The following is a 17869-nucleotide window of genomic DNA, read 5'->3' as shown; positions in this document are numbered from 1 at the left end:
CAAAAGGCACGGCGGTTTTTTTGTGTTCAGGGCTTCTCGGCAATCACGGTAGCACGCAACGGCCCCGGGTATCCTTCCACGGTTTTTGTGGGGTCGAACGGATCCAGAAAATCCTGGAGGGAGTTGAAACGCATCCAGTCGGTGCTTCGCTGTTCTTCTGTGGTTGTAGGGGTGACATCGACCACCCGGGCATTCCGGAAGCCGGTGCGGTCCAGCCAGCGCAGCAGTGTGTCGGAGGAGGGGAGGAACCAGACGTTCCGCATCTGCCCATAGCGATCCTCGGGCATCAGGCTGAAGCCCTCAGGGCCCTCAACGACAAGTGTTTCCAGCACCAGTTCCCCGCCCCTGCGAAGCGTCCCCTTCAGTTCAAGCAGATGATCGAGCGGTGAGCGCCGATGATAGAGAACCCCCATGGAAAAGGTGGTGTCGAAGGTTTCAAGGTCGGCGGGGAGGTCTTCCATCCGAACGGGCAGCAGGTCTATCGGGACATCACCGAGGTAGTCCTTGACGCTGAAGAACTGGAACAGGAACAGCAGCCCCGGGTCGATGCCGATCACCCGACCCGCGCCTTCGCCCAGCATGCGCCAGCAGTGATACCCGGAGCCACAACCCACATCCAGTATGCGACGACCAGAAAGGTCTGAAAGATAGGGCGACACGCGGTCCCATTTCCAGTCAGAGCGCCATTCGGTATCGATGTAGGTACCGAAGAAGTTGAAGGGGCCTTTGCGCCAGGGCATCAGGCCGCGTAATCCGAGTTCCAGTTGCTCCCGTTGTGCCACGGTCAGGGGCTGTCTGGAGGTCAGGGTTACCGCGGATTGGTCCAGTTGCGCGTCTACCTGAGTCAGACCGGGTAGCTGGTCAAGGGCAGCTTGCCAGCGATCGAGATCGCCGTGGGGGCGGTCCTCAAAGCGGTGGGTCAGTTGCTGTTGGAGTTGCGTCGCCCAGTGCTCCAGGCCGTCTTTCTCAAGTTCATCGATGATAGGCCCGAACCGGGCTTTCCAGTCAAAGTCTGCCATGGTCATTCGGTGGTTTGGTTGGCCTTTATGGCGAGCATGGAAACAAAGTTGAAGCACTGATACCACACCACCACGTCATCGAAACCTGCCGACAACAGGCGCGCCTTGTGCGCAGCCAGTGTTTCAGGAATCAGCACCTGTTCGATCGCCGTGCGTTTCTGGCTTATTTCAAGATCCGAATAGCCGTTGGCGCGCTTGAATTCGTGATGCAGTCGGGTCTGAATGGCTTGCTCGTCTTCAGATTCAAAGCGAACTTTCTCCGACAGGATCAGGACACCGCCAGGACGCGTGGCATCAGCAATGCGCGCGAGCAGGCCGGCCCGCTTCTCCGGATCGACAAACTGCAAGGTGAAATTCAGAGTGGTCACCGAAGCATTACTCAGCTCGGTGTCCAGAATATCCTCGCACCTGAGGGTAACGGGGAGCGCACTGTCGTCCAGTGCAATGTAATGCTCGCAGCGTTCGATCATGGCGCTCGAGTTATCCACTCCGATCAGGCTGCAGTCCGCATGGGCGATACCATGGCGCATTGCCAGCGTGGAAGCGCCGAGTGAGCAGCCCAGGTCATAGCAGTTGGTGGCGGGCTGGGCATATTGCTCCGAGATAACCTCGATCATCGGAATGATGGTGGTGTAGCCCGGCACCGAGCGCCGGATCATATCCGGAAACACCCTTGCCACCGATGCGTCGAATCGGAAGTCCTCCGGCCGGCGCTCTGTGGCAAACAGCCGGTCCGTGATCTGCTCGGGTGCCTCCGACGGCTTGCGGGATTTATTCATTGGTGTCCGGAGTCTCGGGGGCGGGCAGAACGGCAGGCCCGGTCGGGGAGGGCCTTGAGCAGCGTACGCCGCGATTTTTATAGTCCACCAGGATTCCCCGGAACGAGGGATCCACATCGGCGGCAATTGCCAGGTAACCATTTTCGCACACGGCGTGCAGTTCCGAGGCTTTGGGCGACATGCGAAACGGATCCTCCTCGGTTACATGGATGGCCTGGAAATCGCCAACAGGCACGTGATCCTTGTTCTCGCTGTGGTTGATCCTGCCGCTCATCTCCAATACAAGAACGGTGCCAATAGCCGCAACCACAGCGGTTACGATCAGGCTACGGACGGTGTAACGGGCCTCATTCTGGCTCATGCATACCTCAAATCAAACGAATTAAAAGTGTTGGTCAGTATTGTCCCGGCACCGTGATGGCCGGTGACTGCAAGGCTGATAACTGCTCCCGGAGCGACAGAATCTGGTCTGACCAGAACCGTGGCTGGGCAAACCAGGGAAAGAAGCGCGGAAATGCAGGGTCATCCCAGCGCTTTGCCAGCCACGCGCAATGGGCAATCTGCCGGAAGCAGCGTAGCGGCTCAATCAGGTGGCGCTCGCGGCGATTGAAATCACGGAACATTTCATAGCCTTCCAGCAACTCTCCCAACTGGGCGCCGCGCTCGAAGTCGTCTCCGTTCAGCAGCAACCACATATCCTGAATGGCGGGTCCGGTGCGGCAATCGTCGAGATCCACGAACAGCATCTGTTCGTCCCGGCAGAGAATATTGCCGGCATGGCAGTCGCCATGAAGTCGCAGGCTTTCCACCGGGCCGGCTTCGTCAACCCGAGCGGCACAGAGTCTTTGCAGGTCAGGAATCAGGCTGTCCCAGGCTGGCCTGAGATCCGTCGGAATCCAGTCTCCCCGTAACAAAAGCCGATTGCTGGCTTCGATGCCATCCAGCAAATCCATGCCCGAGCGATGGGCAAACGGTTTTTTGGCGCCAATATTGTGGATCTGCCCCAGCCATTGCCCCAGCCGGTAAAGGGTATCGGTAACACTTGTGTCTGGTGCTTGCCCGCCACGCTGCGGAAATACCGCAAACAGGAACTCACCATGGCGTCCTAGCGTGTCCCCGGTCGCCAGCTTCATGGGTGCTACAACCGGAATGTCGGCTTCCAGGAGCTCCAGGGTGAATGTATGTTCCTCGCGGATTTCCGCTTCGCTCCATCGGCCCGGCCGATAGAACTTGGTAATTACCGGGGCGCCTTCATCCAGGCCTACCTGATAGACCCGGTTTTCATAGCTGTTCAACGCGAACAGCCGGCCACTTACCGCAAACCCTGCCTCTTCCATAGCATCCAGAATGATATCCGGCGTCAGGGAATCGTAGGGGTGGGTGGATGCCGCAAGTGAGGGGTCATGGGTCATAAAGGGCGTTTCAGAGCCTTGTGTCGTATTTGGATTTCATGGTTTGCAGATGGTACCAGTTTTCGTCCAGCTCCGACCGGGCAATGCCAGTGCGGAAAAGGCGAGTATTTTTCGTCGCAGCCAAGTATAACCGTTATCTTTCCACTAGTAATGAGTCGCAAAGACAGAACGACGTTCTTGCAGGTATTAGAATGGGGTATTCTCTATACCTCGGCAGTGGGGTGAAGGCGAACGAGAGTGCACCAAGAAAACTTTGAAACACAAACCGTTGTCATCGGCGCCGGTGTCATTGGGCTGGCTATTGCCCGCGCTCTGGCGAGAGCCGGGCATGAGGTCATCGTTCTGGAAAGCTCAGACCGGTTTGGTGAGGGCATCTCCTCACGAAACAGCGAAGTCGTTCATGCCGGCATTTATTACCCCCAAGGGTCACTGAAGGCGGAATTGTGTGTTGAGGGCCGACAGCAGCTTTATGATTACTGCCTGACGCACAAGGTTGGACACCGTAAATGCGGTAAGTGGATTGTTGCCGTCGACGAGGCACAGAATGACAAGCTCTGTGATATTAAGGCTGCGGCAGCCAGCAATGGTGTTGAACTTGAGTTTTATGATGGCGAAAGAGTCGCCCAAGGTGTTCCGGGTATTTGCGCCAGCTCGGGGCTCTGGTCTCCCGAAACCGGTATTGTCGACAGCCACGGGCTGATGCTGTCCTTGCTTGGCGAGCTCCATGATGCCGGCGGCCAGCTCGCTCTACGCTCGCCGGTAGCGGCTGCTGAATCGGATAGCCAGCGGCACCGTCTAAACGTGGCAGGCGAAACCCCGCTAATTCTGGAAGCGAAAAATGTCATTAACGCCGCCGGGCTCGGCGCCGTCCCGCTGGCAAAAAACTGGGCAGGTCTGCCCGACGACTGCATTCCCCGGCAATGGTTCGCGAGGGGCGTCTACTTCAGCTACAGCGGACGAACACCTTTCAGGACCCTGATCTATCCGGTTCCTGAACCTGGGGGCCTGGGTATCCACCTGACTCTCGATCTCGCTGGCCAGGCCCGTTTCGGTCCGGATGTAGAGTGGATCGAAAAGGAAGACTACACCGTGGAACCCAGCCGCCAGGAAGGCTTCGCCAGAGGCATCCGCCAATGGTGGCCAGGACTCGACCCGACCCGACTTCAGCCCGCCTATGCCGGCATCCGACCGAAGCTGATAGGCCCCGATGGTGGCTTCGCGGATTTCCGGATTGATGGTCCAGAGACGCACGGTTTGCCGGGACTGGTTAATCTGTTCGGTATCGAATCGCCGGGTTTAACATCCTGCCTGGCAATTGCTGAACGTGTAAAAGCTTTGCTGTCTTAACCTGGCGTCCGGGCTAGTGCCCAAACCTGAATGTTCCGGGCCCCGGCCTCCCGAAGTGCTGATGATAAAACCCTGACGGTCGCGCCGGTGGTCACCACATCATCGACAATCGCTATTCGCTCTGGCACTGGCGGGATGACCTCAAATACCCCGCGAAGATTCGCCAGTCGGGCCTCCCGGTTCAACTCCCGTTGAGACCGGACACGGCGAACCCTTCTGACAAGTCCGTTGGCGACCGGGACGTCCAGGGTGCTGGCAATCGTCTCGGCAATGTCCTGGGCCTGATTGAAGCCGCGTTGCCGGCGTCGCCGCGCATCCATTGGCGCGGGTACCAGTACTTCTGGCATTGCGATAGCACCATCGAGCCGAGCCTTCTGCACCAAGTCAGCAAAATCCGCCATCAATGGTCTTCCGAACTTGCGCTGGCCCCGATACTTGTATCGGCCAATCATGCCGTCGAGTGGGTACTGGTAGCGCCAGGGAATAAAAGAGCTATCGAAAGCCGGCGGGTGTTTCATGCAGTCACCGCAGAGCAGCTCCGAGGAGGGAAAAGCCAGGGGCAGGGCGCAGCAGCGACAGTGCCAGCGGTTCACTGGTAGGTCGCCCCGGCAAGGCTGGCATAAACCGTTGAATGCCTGTGAGGAAAGGCAGGCGACACACAGTCCGCCGTGCCTGATGCTGTTAACCTTTTTGTCCATGAAGGTTGACAGCCAGTTCAGTCCCTTTATCATCTGATTCATCCGTAAACCCAGAGACCGGGAAAGGTTAACAGGACTTTTACATGACCGCTACAGAACTCCGCCACGACTGGACACTGCAGGAAGCTCGCGAGCTTTTTGAACTCCCTTTTAACGATCTACTGTTCCGTGCCCAGAGTGTGCATCGCCAGTATTTTGATCCTAACGAGGTGCAGGTAAGCACCTTGCTGTCGATCAAGACCGGCGCCTGCCCGGAGGATTGCAAATACTGTCCCCAGAGCGGTCATTACAACACCGGCCTCGAGAAAGAGAAGCTGCTGGAAATTGAAAAGGTGGTGGCTGAGGCCAGGGCTGCGAAAGAAAAGGGGGCTTCCCGGTTTTGCATGGGCGCCGCCTGGCGCAGCCCTTCGAAGAAGGATATGCCTTATGTTCTGGACATGGTCAAACAGGTCAAGTCCCTGGGGCTTGAGACCTGCATGACCCTTGGCATGCTCAAAGAGGAGCAGGCGGCAGAACTGGCCGATGCCGGGTTGGATTACTACAACCATAACCTGGATACCTCTGAGAAGTACTACAGCCACATCATCACCACTCGAACCTACCAGGATCGACTGGACACTCTCGACAATGTTCGCAAGGCCGGAATGAAGGTTTGTTGCGGTGGCATTATGGGTATGGGCGAAGACGAGGATGACCGGGTCGGACTGCTGGTTCAGCTCGCGAACCTGCCCCATCATCCGGAAAGTGTGCCTGTGAATATGCTGGTGAAGGTGAAAGGCACGCCTCTGGAGGACGTCGAGGACCTGGATCCGTTCGAGTTTATCCGGATTATTGCGGTGGCGCGGATCTTGATGCCGGCTTCCCACGTTCGCCTGTCAGCTGGGCGTGAAAACATGAATGAGCAGATGCAGGCTCTGTGTTTCATGGCTGGTGCCAACTCGATCTTCTACGGCGAGAAGCTCCTGACCACCGCCAATCCGGAGGCCGATGCCGATATGCTGTTGTTCAAACGCCTCGGTATTCGCCCAGAGCAGCGGGAGCAGTGTGCGTCGGAGGAGCAGGAAGAGGAGGCGATTGCCGAGGCCGTGGAGTATGAGGCGACCCGTCACATGTTCTACGACGCTACGCGGGAATCTGCCTGAGTATTTGATCTTGGGAGGCAGCGAGCTCACCCGCTCGTTGCCCGGATCGTTGAGTTAACCTCCAGGTGCTATCGTGCGGGATTTTGCCCTTGAACTCGAAGAGCGGAAACAGGCCGGTCTGTATCGGACGCGTCGGCATGTAGCCGGTCCTCAGAGGCCCTCTCTCATTGCTGACGGCAAACCTTTGTTGTCGTTCTGCAGTAATGATTACCTTGGTCTTGCCAATAACCCTGCCAATATCGAGGCCCTCCGTGATGCGCTTTCCGAAACAGGCCTTGGGGGCGCGGCTTCCCATCTGATTTGTGGTCACCATGATGCCCATCACCAGTTGGAGCTTCGTCTGGCGGAGTTTACCGGACGCAGTTCGGCGCTGTTTTTCTCCACTGGCTACATGGCGAATATGGGCGTTATTTCGGCACTGGCCGGGCGGGGCGATACGATTTTTTCGGATCGGCTGAATCATGCATCCATCATCGACGGCTGTATCCTGAGCCGGGCCAGGGTTCGACGTTATGCCCATGGCGATGTCGCGGCGCTGGAGGCGATGCTGGCGGAGACGTCCGGGCACAAGTTGGTGGTGACCGACGGGGTTTTCAGCATGGACGGCGATATTGCGCCCCTGGCGGAGCTGGCCCGGGTCTGCCGGTTCCACGATACGTTACTGGTGGTTGATGATGCTCACGGAATTGGCGTACTCGGACCTGAAGGGCGGGGCAGCGTCGCTGAAGCGGGGTTGTCCGAAGAGGATGTCCCCGTGTTGATCGGCACCCTGGGCAAGGGGGTCGGAACCAGTGGCGCATTCGTGGCCGGGCCATCGCTGCTGATGGATTATCTGGTTCAGAAAGCCAGAACCTATATCTATACGACGGCGATGCCGCCGGCTCTTGCCATGGCAACCATTTCGAGTCTGGATCTTATTGAGCGGGATCAGGGGCGCCGCGAGCATGTATTGGGTCTGGTTTCGCGGTTTCGTCGGGAAGCCTCGGCCATGGGGTATGAATTGATGCCTTCACGTACTCCGATCCAGCCGATTATGGTTGGCGACAATCACGACGCGCTGGCGCTCAGTCAGGCATTGGAGGAGCGCGGTTTGCTGGTCTCGGCCATTCGCCCGCCGACGGTTCCCGCGGGGGAGGCGCGTTTGCGGGTTACGTTCAGTGCCGCTCATTCCCAGGCGAACCTGGATTGTCTGTTGACCGCGCTGTCAGACTGCCGGCATCTGGTTCAAAAAACGGACATGGCGGTATGAGTTCCTGCAGGGTCTGTCCGCGTCTGGTGGTGGTTGCTGGCTGGGGCGTTCGTGCAGAGATGTTATCTGGGCTCTATGGCTATTGGCCGGGGGAGGTGGTTGCCGTGTCTCTGGACGATGAGCTGCTGAGCCGCTGCCAGTCTCTCTCGGAGGTGACGGACGAGCTGTTGTCACTTTATCCGGAGCCGTCAGTTTGGATGGGCTGGTCCCTGGGCAGTCAGGTTGTGATGGAGGCCGCCGGGCGTGAGACCGGTGCAGTGTCCTGTGTTATTACCCTCGGTGGTTTTCCGAAGTTTGTGGCCGACGAACGCTGGCTCAATGGTATGGCGGAAAGCGACTTTCGGGCGTTTGCCCGTGGTATCCGCCGGGACCCACAGCGCTACTGGCTGCATTTTCTGTTGTTGATGATCAACGGTTCTGCGGACGAAAAACTGGAGCGGCAGAGGCTCAAGCCGTGGCTTGAGAAAGGCACTCTGGTCTCGCATGAACACCTCGTCACGAGTCTTGCCTGGCTGGAAAGCGGGGATCAGAGGGCGTTATGGCGTTCACTCGCCACACCGGCCCTTCATGTGATGGGTGAGAACGATATTGTGGTCAGGTCGTGGGCGGGTGATCTCGCTATTCCGACGTCAAGCGGTCATGCGGTTGTACCGGGTATGGCGCACTGGCCGGGCGGCTGCTCGGCTTCGGATTGCTGGGAGGCGATACAGGCGTTTTTTGCCACTCAAAAGGCGTTGTCATGGGCGTTATGAGCATCTCGACCAACCAGATAGCCCGGGGCATTTCCGACACTCGCAAGTCTGATATTGCCCGGGGCTTTGGCATTGCCAGTGGCACCTATGAAAGTGCCTCAAGACTGCAGCGCTTCATGGGCAATACCATGCTGCAGAAGTTCGAGTTCCGGGAAAGTCAGGATCATGATCTAACATTGCTGGACCTGGGGTGTGGCACGGGTTGGTTTACCCGTAAGTTTGCGGATTTCGGGCAGATTGAATCGTTGAGTGGGGTTGATCTGTCGCCTGGAATGTTGGAACAGGCTCGCAAGAATGGGCACGCGGGAATCAGCTGGATCGTGGGCGATGCCGAACACCTGCCTTTGCCGGATAGCAGTGTCGATGTGATTTTCAGCAATCTCATGATTCAGTGGTGTGATGACCCCGGCGCCGTGCTTCGGGAATGCCGGCGGATCCTGCGGCCAGGTGGGGATCTGATGGTCTCCACACTCCTTGACGGTACGCTCCGTGAGTTGAAATCGGCCTGGCAGGCGGCGGATCCTGGCCATCAGCACGTAAATCGCTTCGAGACTGACCTTGCCTTGCAGGCCAAGGTGCGTGCCGAGTTACCGGATGCCGTTGTTGAAGAACGCACTATCAGCTTACCCTACGAATCGCCGATGGCCCTGGCGGGTGAGCTTCGCCATCTTGGCGCGGGCTTCCGCGGCGCTGGCCGGCGACGAGCGGCCACGGCACCGGGGCGGATGCGGGAAATGTGCAGGCAGTACCCCAAAGAGCCGGACGGCACTATCATGGCAAGCTATGAGGCTGCCTGGGTGTACTGGCAGAAACCGTAAGAGTCGTTAACTGGAAATACACATGGCCAAGCAATCCTTTTTCGTAACGGGCACCGACACCGGGGTTGGGAAAACCCTGGTATCCGCAGCCATTCTTCAGGCGGCAAAGGCCATGGGTAAGCACACCCTGGCGATGAAGCCCATCGCCTCGGGTTGCGATCGGACGCCGGAAGGCCTTCGCAACGAAGATGCCCTTATCCTGCAGAACGCCATTACTGAGCCACTGGCCTACGAGTTGATCAACCCGGTGGCGCTAGAGCCTGCCATTGCACCGCATGTTGCGGCTGAGCAGGCTGGGCGACACATTACATCTGATCGTCTGGTTGGATTCTGCCGCGGATTGCAGATTCGTCCGGCGGACCTTCTGCTGGTTGAGGGTGCCGGCGGCTGGCGGGTCCCGCTTAACGATCGGGAAACCTATTCAGAGTTTCCGCGCCAGCTGTCCATGCCGGTCATTCTCGTGGTTTCACTGCGCCTTGGCTGTATTAATCATGCGCTTCTTACGGCAGAGGCCATCAGAAGTGACGGTCTCAGAGTGGCAGGGTGGGTTGCCAATCGCACCGAGCCTGAACCCATGAGTTGCGAACAGGACACCCTGAACTATCTGGTTAACCACATGGGAGCGCCCTGTCTGGGTATTCTTCCGTGGCTGGAGCAGGCGCGGCCTGAAATACTGGCTGGTTATCTGAATATCGATGGGCTGTTTGAAAATTGACCAGGTTTGTGGCTTAATGAAGTCAATTTATGGTCATCGGGCAGCGCAGTTATGATCAGTAACACTCTTGCAGTTGGGATTCAGGGCATCCAGGATGGCATGGTGGGTATGGAAAATGCCGCCCGCAAGATTGCTCGTGGTGGTACTGATGGTCCCCAGGGGACCGCGGAAGGCGCGGGCAGCCTCGTTGAACCCATTGTTGATCTCAAGATTTACGAGCGAAGTGTCGAAGCGTCCGCACAAGTGGTGAAAACCGCTGACGAAACACTCGGAACGCTGCTTGATATCATGGCCTGATTACTGAAAGGGCGCCTGGCTCGTGCTTTCATCTCTCCCCCCTGCTCCCCCACCTATCCCAGCGGCCTCGTTTCAGGGCCAGGTTTCTCCGCGAGTCCAGGCCACGGGCCCAGTATCGGCAAAGCCGGAGGCGCCGACCGCCGGAGCCAGATCTACTGAGGCTGCAGGCAAAGCCGAATCTGCGCGGGAAAATCCCGACTCCGGGCCCCGGAGCGGGGAATCCGACAATCCTCAGGGACTCACAGAGCAAGAGCTGAAACAACTGACCGAGCTGAAAGCGCGGGATCGTGAAGTTCGTGCCCACGAAGCCGCGCACCAGGCGGTTGGCGGCCAGTACGCCGGCGCCATGTCGTTCACCTACCAGCGGGGGCCTGACGGCGCCCAGTATGCGGTGGGAGGTGAAGTCTCCATTGATCTGTCCCCGGTGCAGGGTGATCCCCAGGCCACTATCGAGAAAATGCGAATTGTCCGGGCGGCGGCCATGGCGCCGGCGGAGCCGTCCGGCCAGGATCGAGCGGTGGCTGCCCAGGCGATGCAGATCATGCTCCAGGCCCAGTCGGAGCTGGCCGCCGAAACGGGCGCTTCGTCAAGAACCGCGAGCGATGCTTATCGTGAGGTCTCCGCCATGGGAGAGTCTGATCAGAGTGGTGACGAAAACCGCGTTTCTTCTTTCCAACCGGTGTCTGCCTGACCGGTTAATTTCCAACATCCAGGTCCTTTCATAGATATCCGGCACTTAAGGTGCGATCCGGCTTCATGCGCTGCTGTGGCGCGTGATCCGGTGACAGTTCGCAACACAAATTTTGCATCCGGCTATTGACAATTCTGTGCCTGTAAACGTATGTTTCAAACAAGTGTTTAATTAAGGCTGCAGCGCATCGCGTTGCGGTGTCTGAGCAAACCCAAGGCCAGAAGCTGTCAAACCTGATTCAGCTGAGCCCGAGAACCGAGGTGGATTCCATGCCTGAGTACAAAGCGCCCCTGCGTGACATCAAATTCGTAATGACCGAGCTGCTGAACAGCGAGCAGCACTACGCCAACCTGGAAGGTGCCGAAGACGCTACTCCGGATATGGTGGATGCCATTATCGGGGAAGGTGCCAAGTTCTGTGAGCAGGTTCTGTCTCCGCTGAACCAGGTGGGTGACAAGGAAGGCTGTACCTGGAGCGAAGACGGTGTGAAGACACCGACTGGCTTCAAAGAAGCTTACCAGCAGTATGTGGAAGGCGGCTGGCCGTCCATGACCGCCGATCCCAACTACGGTGGCCAGGGACTGCCGCACTCTCTCGGTCTGGTCATGAGTGAAATGGTGGGCACCGCCAACTGGTCCTTTGGCATGTACCCGGGCCTGAGCCACGGTGCAACCAACACCATTGAAGAGCATGGTACCGAAGAGCAGAAACAGACTTACCTCACCAAGCTGATCAGCGGCGAGTGGACCGGCACCATGTGTCTGACCGAGCCGCACTGCGGTTCCGATCTCGGCACCCTGCGCACCAAGGCCGAGCCGAATGCCGATGGCACCTACGCCATCACCGGTACCAAGATCTTTATATCTGCCGGTGAGCACGACATGGCCGAGAACATCGTCCATATCGTTCTTGCGCGTCTGCCGGGCGCACCGGAAGGCACCAAGGGCATCTCCCTGTTTATCGTGCCCAAGTGTCTGCCGAACGAAGATGGCTCTGCTGGTGAGCGCAACGCCGTTTCCTGCGGTTCCATCGAGCACAAGATGGGTATCCACGGCAACGCCACTTGCGTGATGAACTTCGACGGCGCCAAGGGCTGGTTGATCGGGCCGGAAAACAAGGGCCTGAACTGCATGTTCACCTTCATGAACACTGCACGTATCGGTACCGCGATCCAGGGGCTGGGTGCCGCCGAGCTGGGCTTCCAGGGTTCACTCGCCTACGCCAAAGAGCGTCTGGCCATGCGTTCACTGAGCGGTCCGAAGAACCCGGAAGGCATTGCTGATCCGATCATTGTTCACCCGGACGTTCGTCGCATGCTGCTGACACAGAAAGCGGTTGCCGAAGGCGCCCGTGCCCTGATTTACCTGACGGCACAGCAGGCAGACGTTGTTCACAGCGGCAAAACCGAAGAAGAGCGCAAGGCAGCCGATGAGGCGCTGGGCTTCCTGACACCGATCGCCAAGGCGTTCCTGACCGAAATCGGTTACGAGGCAGCGAACCTGGGTATGCAGGTCTTTGGTGGTCACGGCTTTATCTCCGAGTGGGGCATGGAGCAGAACGTTCGTGACGCCCGTATCGGCATGATCTATGAAGGCACCACCGGTATTCAGGCGCTGGATCTGTTGGGCCGCAAGGTTCTGATGACCCAGGGCGAATCCCTGAAAGGCTTCACCAAGCAGGTGCATCTGTTCTGCAAGGAAAACGCGGAAGACGAGCAGCTGAAGGAATTCATCGAGCCGTTGGCGGCGATGAATAAGGAATGGGGCGAGCTGACCACCAAAATTGGTATGTCTGCCATGAAGAACCGTGAGGAAGTGGGCGCGGCCTCTGTGGACTACCTGATGTACTCCGGTTACGCAGTGTTTGCCTACCTGTGGGCCCGTATGGCCAAGGTTGCCCTGGACAAGATGGTTGAGGGTACCACTGAAGAGATGTTCTACAACGCCAAGATCCAGACTGCGCGCTTCTACTTCAAGCGTATGTTGCCCCGGGCCAAGGGCCACGCAGAAAGCATGCTGGCTGGCGCTGACAGCCTGATGGACATGCCGGAGGAAGCCTTCGCCATCTAAGGCGCGGGCACCGAAGGACGGTTCCAGAGGACAGAAAGCCCGCGCTCCCCGGAGGCGGGCTTTTTTCATGAGTTGCGGTCCGCTTTTAGGGTAGAATAGGCGCCCATAAAAATAATCTTCAGCGGACACATAGCCCGAGCAGGTGTGACTGGCCCAGACTGAGGCCCTTTTGCCACCTGAACAGACTGACAGAATTTTTGGAGAGTTTTAGATGGCTGATTATCAGGCACCCCTACGTGACATGCGCTTTGTTCTGAATGAGGTTTTCGATGCCCCCGCACTGTGGGCCTCACTGCCCAAGGTTGCCGAGCATGTTGACCCGGAAACGGCGGACGCCATTCTTGAAGAAGCCGGCAAGATCAGCAGTGGTGTACTTGCGCCCCTGAACCGCGAGGGTGACGAGCAGGGCTGCAAATGGAACGACGGTGAGGTAACGTCTCCGGAGGGCTTCAAGGAAGCGTACCAGACCATCGTTGAAGGCGGCTGGAACGGTCTTGGCGGCAACCCGGACTTTGGCGGTATGGGCATGCCTAAGACCCTCGTCGCGCAGTTCGAGGAAATGATGCAGGGTGCCAACATGGCATTCGGGCTGGCCCCGATGCTTACGGCCGGCGCCTGCCTCGCGCTGGACGCCCACGGCAGTGATGAGCTGAAAGAAAAGTACCTGCCTAACATGTATTCCGGTGTCTGGTCCGGCGCCATGGATCTGACCGAGCCCCACGCCGGCACAGACCTCGGGATCATCCGCACCAAGGCGGAACCGAACGATGACGGCTCCTTCAACGTTACAGGTACCAAGATCTTTATCACCTGGGGCGAGCACGACATGGCGGAGAACATCATCCACCTGGTGCTGGCCAAACTGCCGGATGCGCCGAAAGGTCCAAAGGGCATTTCCATGTTCCTGGTACCCAAGTTCCTGGTGAATGACGATGGTTCCCTGGGTGAGCGCAACAGCTTCAGTTGTGGTTCCCTCGAGAAGAAAATGGGCATCAAGGGTTCTGCGACCTGCGTAATGAACTTCGATGGCGCGAAAGGCTGGCTGGTCGGCGAAGAAAACAAGGGTCTGGCGGCGATGTTCACCATGATGAACTACGAGCGCCTGGGCGTTGGTATCCAGGGGATCGGCGCGGCCGAAGCCTCTCTGCAAAGCGCTCGGGAATACGCCCTTGATCGTATCCAGAGCCGTGCACCGACCGGTGCCCAACAGCCTGAGAAGGCGGCAGACCCAATCCTCGTGCACCCGGATGTCCGGCGCATGCTGCTCACGATGAAAAGCTATGTGGAGGGCGGTCGTACTTTCTCAACGTACGTGGCCCAGTGGCTGGATATCGCCAAGTTTGCCGAGGATGATGAGCGTCGCAAACACGCCGAAGGTATGGTGGCGTTGCTGACACCGGTGGCCAAGGCATTTCTCACCGATCGCGGCCTTGATACCTGCATCATGGGTCAGCAGGTCTTTGGTGGTCATGGTTTCATCCGCGAGTGGGGCCAGGAGCAACTGGTTCGTGACTGCCGGATTACCCAGATCTACGAAGGAACCAATGGTATCCAGGCACTGGATCTGATGGGCCGGAAAGTGGTCGGCACCCAGGGCAAGCTTTACGAGCTGTTTGCCCAGGACGTCGCAAACTTCCTGGAGGAGAACAGTGGTAACGATCATCTGCGCCCGTTCCTTGAGCCGCTTGCTGCTGCGGTTGAGCGTCTTGATGACGTTACCGAGCACGTGATCAAACAGGCTGGCGATAACCCGAATGCCATTGGGGCAGCGTCTGTGGACTATCTGGATCTGTTTGGCCTGACCGCTCTGGGTTATATGTGGGCGAAGATCGTCAAAGCGGCTGCGCCCCAGGCGGATTCAGATACCTCCGGATTCTACAGCGGTAAACTGAAGACCGCGCGCTTCTACTTTGACCGCCTGCTGCCCAAGACCGTTTCACTGGCTGAAGGTATTCGCAGCGGCAGCGACTCCATGATGGCGCTGACGGCTGAAGAGTTCTGATTAGCCAGCGAGACTCAGGCACAAAAAAACAGGCCCTCGGGCCTGTTTTTTTATGGTTAACTGGTCAGCAGGACGAGTTTCCCGGACTCTCAGAGTCGTTCCATTCTCTCCGGATTGGTAATAAAGGGATTGTCATTACCCTGGATTTCGACAATGCGGCCATGACGGGTCAGCTCGCTATCATCCGGCGGGTCCAGCCTGTTCCAGCCCTTGAACACCGCTGAGGAGCCAAGCCAGGGCAAATCATAGGTGTCCACCATGTAGGCCACCGTGCGCGCCACATCTCCCTTTACCCGCCCCGGGGGCTCAAAGAACTGGGCGCTCTGGCGAATGCCGCATTCGTCTTCGCTTACTGACGAGCCCAGGTCCTCGTAACGAGCGTTTCGCCGGCCCATCTCGGTCCGGCTGCGCACCGGTACCATGTTGTGCATGTCGGACGCGATCTGACGGTAGCGGTTATCCTGTTCACATTGACGCGAGGTGCCACAGTCGAGTGCGCTGCGGACATCGGCCAGTGGATAGACATAACCGTCCGTCAGAACGAATCCTTTGCTTGTAAAGGCGGTGTTGCAGAAGAAGGAATTGCCGCCACTGGCGTAAAGGTCGCCCCAGAAGTGATCGGTAACAACGGTTTTTGGATCACTGAACCGGGTATTCTGGCCAATCACGAGGGTAGTGGTGAGCAATAGGCCAAGTGCTGTGGGTATCAGTAAGAATCGTTTCATACGCCTTTTATACCTCGCAGTGTGTTCAAGCACCCTGTCAATTCGGGCCTCACTGGTCAGGATCTGATCAAGCGGGTCAAAACAATGACGCTTTGTTCACGGATACTGTGAAGTATGGCACAGAGGCTCCAAACCACGGAGCCTCCAGGCTAGAAATTTGTGGCGTAATGTTAACGGGTTAACAGTATTACTTCAGTTTGTTGCGGATGTTCTGGTAACCGGTTTTCAGGTCTTCGCCAAGTTTTGATGCGGTCTGACGAGCTTCCTGAGACGCGTTCTCGGCATCGTGCAGAACTTCATCGATCTTGCTTCTGAAACGATCCCAATCCTGTTCGAGATCCTCCCATTCGTCCTTAACGTCTTCACGGGCCAGATGCATCTGGACGCGCGCCTCATCCCGGTATTGTTTCACTTTTTCCGACAGCTTCTTGAGTTCTTCTTGAAGACTCATATCAAGCACCTCCTTGGATTGTTGGTGTGCTTACAATGCGCCCGATCGTAAAAAACTGTCAAGGGGCCGGCAGGGCCAACAGGGCACAACGAAGGCTGAGTTTGATTCAAATCAGGAACGGCCGGCCAGCAGGGCAGACATATCCCGCAAATAGTGCCAGGGGGAGAGGGAATCGAAGCCTTTCGCCGCGCGGTCGATCTGGCTGCACAGGGTGATGGCCTTATTCAGTTGGTTCCGGTTCAGCCGGCGAGCGGCCTGTTCCATTGCGCGGGCACGTTGCGGCTGGAATACGCCCCGTTTTTTCAGGAATGCGGCGGGATTTTCCGACTGGCCGGCCGCAGATTTCAACTCAAGCAGCAGGTTCAGATCCCGGCTGAGAACCGACAGCAAACCGAGCGGGTTTTCTCCCTCTTGCTGAAGCACAGTGATCATCTTGCCGGCGTGGGGCGCGCGGCCACTGATCAGCTCGGTCACGAGTTCAAAGCCATTGAATCGGGAACTGTCCTGGACCGCCTGTTCAACGGTTTCCTCATCAATGGTATTGCCGTTTGCGAGCAGTGACAGTCTATCGAGCTCCTGGCTCGCGGCGAGCAGATTGCCCTCGAGGCGTTCGCTCATGATGGCCAGGGCACCCCGGGTCAGGCTAAGGCCGCGGTTGCTGGCCCTCTGCTGCAGCCAACCCTGGAACTTGTCGGCGTCGACGGGCCACACCGGTACGTGCACGCCCTTTCCCTGAAGCTCCTTGTACCATTTGCGGCGGGTTTCCGCCGCGTCCAGACGGGCACTGATGAGCACGAGGATGATATCGTCGGGAGGGTCGGCCAGGACTCGTTCCAGTACCGCGCGGCCGTCGCCCAGCTTGCCGGTTGGCAAGTGAATCTCGATGCGCCGTTTTTCCGCGAACAGGGACATGGCACTGAATTCCTCACCAACGGCGTTCCAGTCCAGTTGGTGGTCAGCGTGAAAGGTCAGGCGGTCATGAAAACCGGCGTCTTTTGCGGCCTTGCGAACCTGGTCACAACACTCCTGAACCAGCAGGGGTTCGTCCCCGGATATAAGATAGACGGGCGAAAGGCCCTTTTTCAGCAGCTGGGATAACTGGCCTGGATTGGTCTTCATGGCTGGCCTGTGGCTGGGGCGTCGGCTTCCTGTTCACGCTGGTAATTCGCCCGGATGGCGTCGATGCGCTGCGGGGTCAATGGTGCCAGCCGGAATATCACCTGCTGCGCAAGACGATCGTCCATTTGCTGGCGGAGGGTCTCTTCTTCCCGCTGTCTTGCCAGCACGTTGGTTTCGTCGTAGCGGTAACTCTCGCTAGTGGTCAGGCGTGTCGTGCCCACCATGGGAATCCGATCCGCGCTGATTACTTCAAGATCAACAGAGTGACGCAGCGTGTATTCCGCGGCTGCGGCCTGGGCGGTGATGGCACTTGCGCGACGGTCACGCTCGAAGTTCTTCAGCCGCAGAATGTAGTCGGCCTCCGCCAATGGCGCCATACGGACATTGCCCAGGTTCAGCTGTTCACGCAAGGAACGGCACAGCGTGTCGGGCACCTGTGAGGAGCAATCCACGGCAAGAGGCTCGAGGGCCGAAGAAACCGGTGGCGCACCCCGCAACTGGAATCCGCAACCACCAAGCAGCGCCGCCATCACAGCGGTCAGCATCAGGCGTGCTGACGATTTCAGAGCGGAGTGCCGGGACAT

The 17869-nt window shown here is 58.1% G+C and carries 19 protein-coding genes; 10 read left to right on the top strand and 9 right to left on the bottom strand.

Annotation, left to right across the window (positions count from 1 at the left end; all coding sequences use genetic code 11):
• Positions 1–26 precede the first annotated feature (26 nt).
• The 4 genes from cmoB to HP15_RS12415 are packed head-to-tail and all read right to left on the bottom strand — an operon-like array spanning position 27 to position 3210.
• Entirely contained in the window at positions 27–1019 is a 993-nt protein-coding gene (gene cmoB / locus HP15_RS12430; RefSeq protein WP_169702161.1) for a tRNA 5-methoxyuridine(34)/uridine 5-oxyacetic acid(34) synthase CmoB, read from the bottom strand.
• 2 nt (positions 1020–1021) lie between these two features.
• Positions 1022–1798, bottom strand: a complete 777-nt coding sequence (gene cmoA, locus HP15_RS12425; RefSeq protein ID WP_014577786.1) for a carboxy-S-adenosyl-L-methionine synthase CmoA — start codon at positions 1796–1798, stop codon at positions 1022–1024.
• Positions 1791–2159: a hypothetical protein gene (locus tag HP15_RS12420; protein WP_014577785.1), complete on the bottom strand. Its 369-nt coding sequence runs from the start codon at positions 2157–2159 to the stop codon at positions 1791–1793. Before HP15_RS12420 ends, cmoA begins: the two co-directional genes overlap by 8 nt.
• 34 nt (positions 2160–2193) lie before the next feature.
• Entirely contained in the window at positions 2194–3210 is a 1017-nt protein-coding gene (locus tag HP15_RS12415) for a serine/threonine protein kinase (RefSeq protein ID WP_014577784.1), read from the bottom strand.
• Between the two features lie 237 nt (positions 3211–3447).
• Here HP15_RS12415 and HP15_RS12410 point away from each other — a divergent pair, with 237 nt between their 5' ends.
• On the top strand, positions 3448–4557 hold the full coding sequence (locus HP15_RS12410) for an NAD(P)/FAD-dependent oxidoreductase (RefSeq protein ID WP_014577782.1): 1110 nt from the start codon (positions 3448–3450) through the stop codon (positions 4555–4557).
• Here HP15_RS12410 and HP15_RS12405 read toward each other — a convergent pair.
• Positions 4554–5297: a ComF family protein gene (locus tag HP15_RS12405; protein WP_014577781.1), complete on the bottom strand. Its 744-nt coding sequence runs from the start codon at positions 5295–5297 to the stop codon at positions 4554–4556. The genes HP15_RS12410 and HP15_RS12405 overlap by 4 nt on opposite strands.
• 41 nt (positions 5298–5338) lie before the next feature.
• Here HP15_RS12405 and bioB point away from each other — a divergent pair, with 41 nt between their 5' ends.
• From bioB to HP15_RS12360, 9 genes are all read left to right on the top strand, one after another.
• Complete coding sequence (bioB, locus tag HP15_RS12400) at positions 5339–6397, top strand: biotin synthase BioB (protein WP_008170083.1); 1059 nt, start codon at positions 5339–5341, stop codon at positions 6395–6397.
• Positions 6398–6470: 73 nt separating this feature from the next.
• Positions 6471–7646 carry an 8-amino-7-oxononanoate synthase gene (gene bioF / locus HP15_RS12395; protein ID WP_014577780.1) on the top strand — a complete coding sequence of 392 codons (1176 nt, stop codon included), beginning with the start codon at positions 6471–6473 and terminating at the stop codon, positions 7644–7646.
• Positions 7643–8398, top strand: a complete 756-nt coding sequence (locus HP15_RS12390; protein ID WP_041645377.1) for an alpha/beta fold hydrolase — start codon at positions 7643–7645, stop codon at positions 8396–8398. The genes bioF and HP15_RS12390 overlap by 4 nt, the downstream gene beginning before the upstream one ends.
• On the top strand, positions 8386–9216 hold the full coding sequence (gene bioC / locus HP15_RS12385) for a malonyl-ACP O-methyltransferase BioC (protein ID WP_169702160.1): 831 nt from the start codon (positions 8386–8388) through the stop codon (positions 9214–9216). The genes HP15_RS12390 and bioC overlap by 13 nt, the downstream gene beginning before the upstream one ends.
• A gap of 22 nt (positions 9217–9238) precedes the next feature.
• Entirely contained in the window at positions 9239–9931 is a 693-nt protein-coding gene (gene bioD, locus HP15_RS12380) for a dethiobiotin synthase (RefSeq protein ID WP_014577777.1), read from the top strand.
• A gap of 51 nt (positions 9932–9982) precedes the next feature.
• The gene (locus HP15_RS12375) at positions 9983–10228 is read left to right on the top strand and encodes a flagellar basal body rod C-terminal domain-containing protein (RefSeq protein WP_014577776.1); all 246 of its coding nucleotides are present in this window, start codon (positions 9983–9985) and stop codon (positions 10226–10228) included.
• A 22-nt stretch (positions 10229–10250) separates the two neighbouring features.
• Entirely contained in the window at positions 10251–10919 is a 669-nt protein-coding gene (locus HP15_RS12370) for a putative metalloprotease CJM1_0395 family protein (protein ID WP_014577775.1), read from the top strand.
• Between the two features lie 269 nt (positions 10920–11188).
• Positions 11189–12988: an acyl-CoA dehydrogenase C-terminal domain-containing protein gene (locus HP15_RS12365; RefSeq protein WP_041646288.1), complete on the top strand. Its 1800-nt coding sequence runs from the start codon at positions 11189–11191 to the stop codon at positions 12986–12988.
• A gap of 211 nt (positions 12989–13199) precedes the next feature.
• Complete coding sequence (locus tag HP15_RS12360) at positions 13200–14990, top strand: acyl-CoA dehydrogenase C-terminal domain-containing protein (RefSeq protein WP_041645374.1); 1791 nt, start codon at positions 13200–13202, stop codon at positions 14988–14990.
• Between the two features lie 89 nt (positions 14991–15079).
• Here HP15_RS12360 and HP15_RS12355 read toward each other — a convergent pair whose 3' ends face one another.
• The 4 genes from HP15_RS12355 to HP15_RS12340 form a co-directional block, all read right to left on the bottom strand.
• Positions 15080–15715, bottom strand: a complete 636-nt coding sequence (locus HP15_RS12355) for an endonuclease (protein ID WP_041645371.1) — start codon at positions 15713–15715, stop codon at positions 15080–15082.
• A 187-nt stretch (positions 15716–15902) separates the two neighbouring features.
• Positions 15903–16166 carry a hypothetical protein gene (locus tag HP15_RS12350; RefSeq protein ID WP_008170101.1) on the bottom strand — a complete coding sequence of 88 codons (264 nt, stop codon included), beginning with the start codon at positions 16164–16166 and terminating at the stop codon, positions 15903–15905.
• A 111-nt stretch (positions 16167–16277) separates the two neighbouring features.
• Positions 16278–17285 (bottom strand): DNA polymerase III subunit delta, encoded by a 1008-nt coding sequence (holA, locus tag HP15_RS12345; protein ID WP_014577770.1) that lies wholly within the window; start codon positions 17283–17285, stop codon positions 16278–16280.
• Entirely contained in the window at positions 17282–17869 is a 588-nt protein-coding gene (locus HP15_RS12340; RefSeq protein WP_041645369.1) for an LPS-assembly lipoprotein LptE, read from the bottom strand. Before HP15_RS12340 ends, holA begins: the two co-directional genes overlap by 4 nt.

It is taken from the genome of Marinobacter adhaerens HP15, assembly GCF_000166295.1.
Taxonomy (GTDB): domain Bacteria; phylum Pseudomonadota; class Gammaproteobacteria; order Pseudomonadales; family Oleiphilaceae; genus Marinobacter; species Marinobacter adhaerens.
Note: the sequence above shows the minus strand (reverse complement) of the source record. Positions and strands in the feature narration are given on the sequence as shown.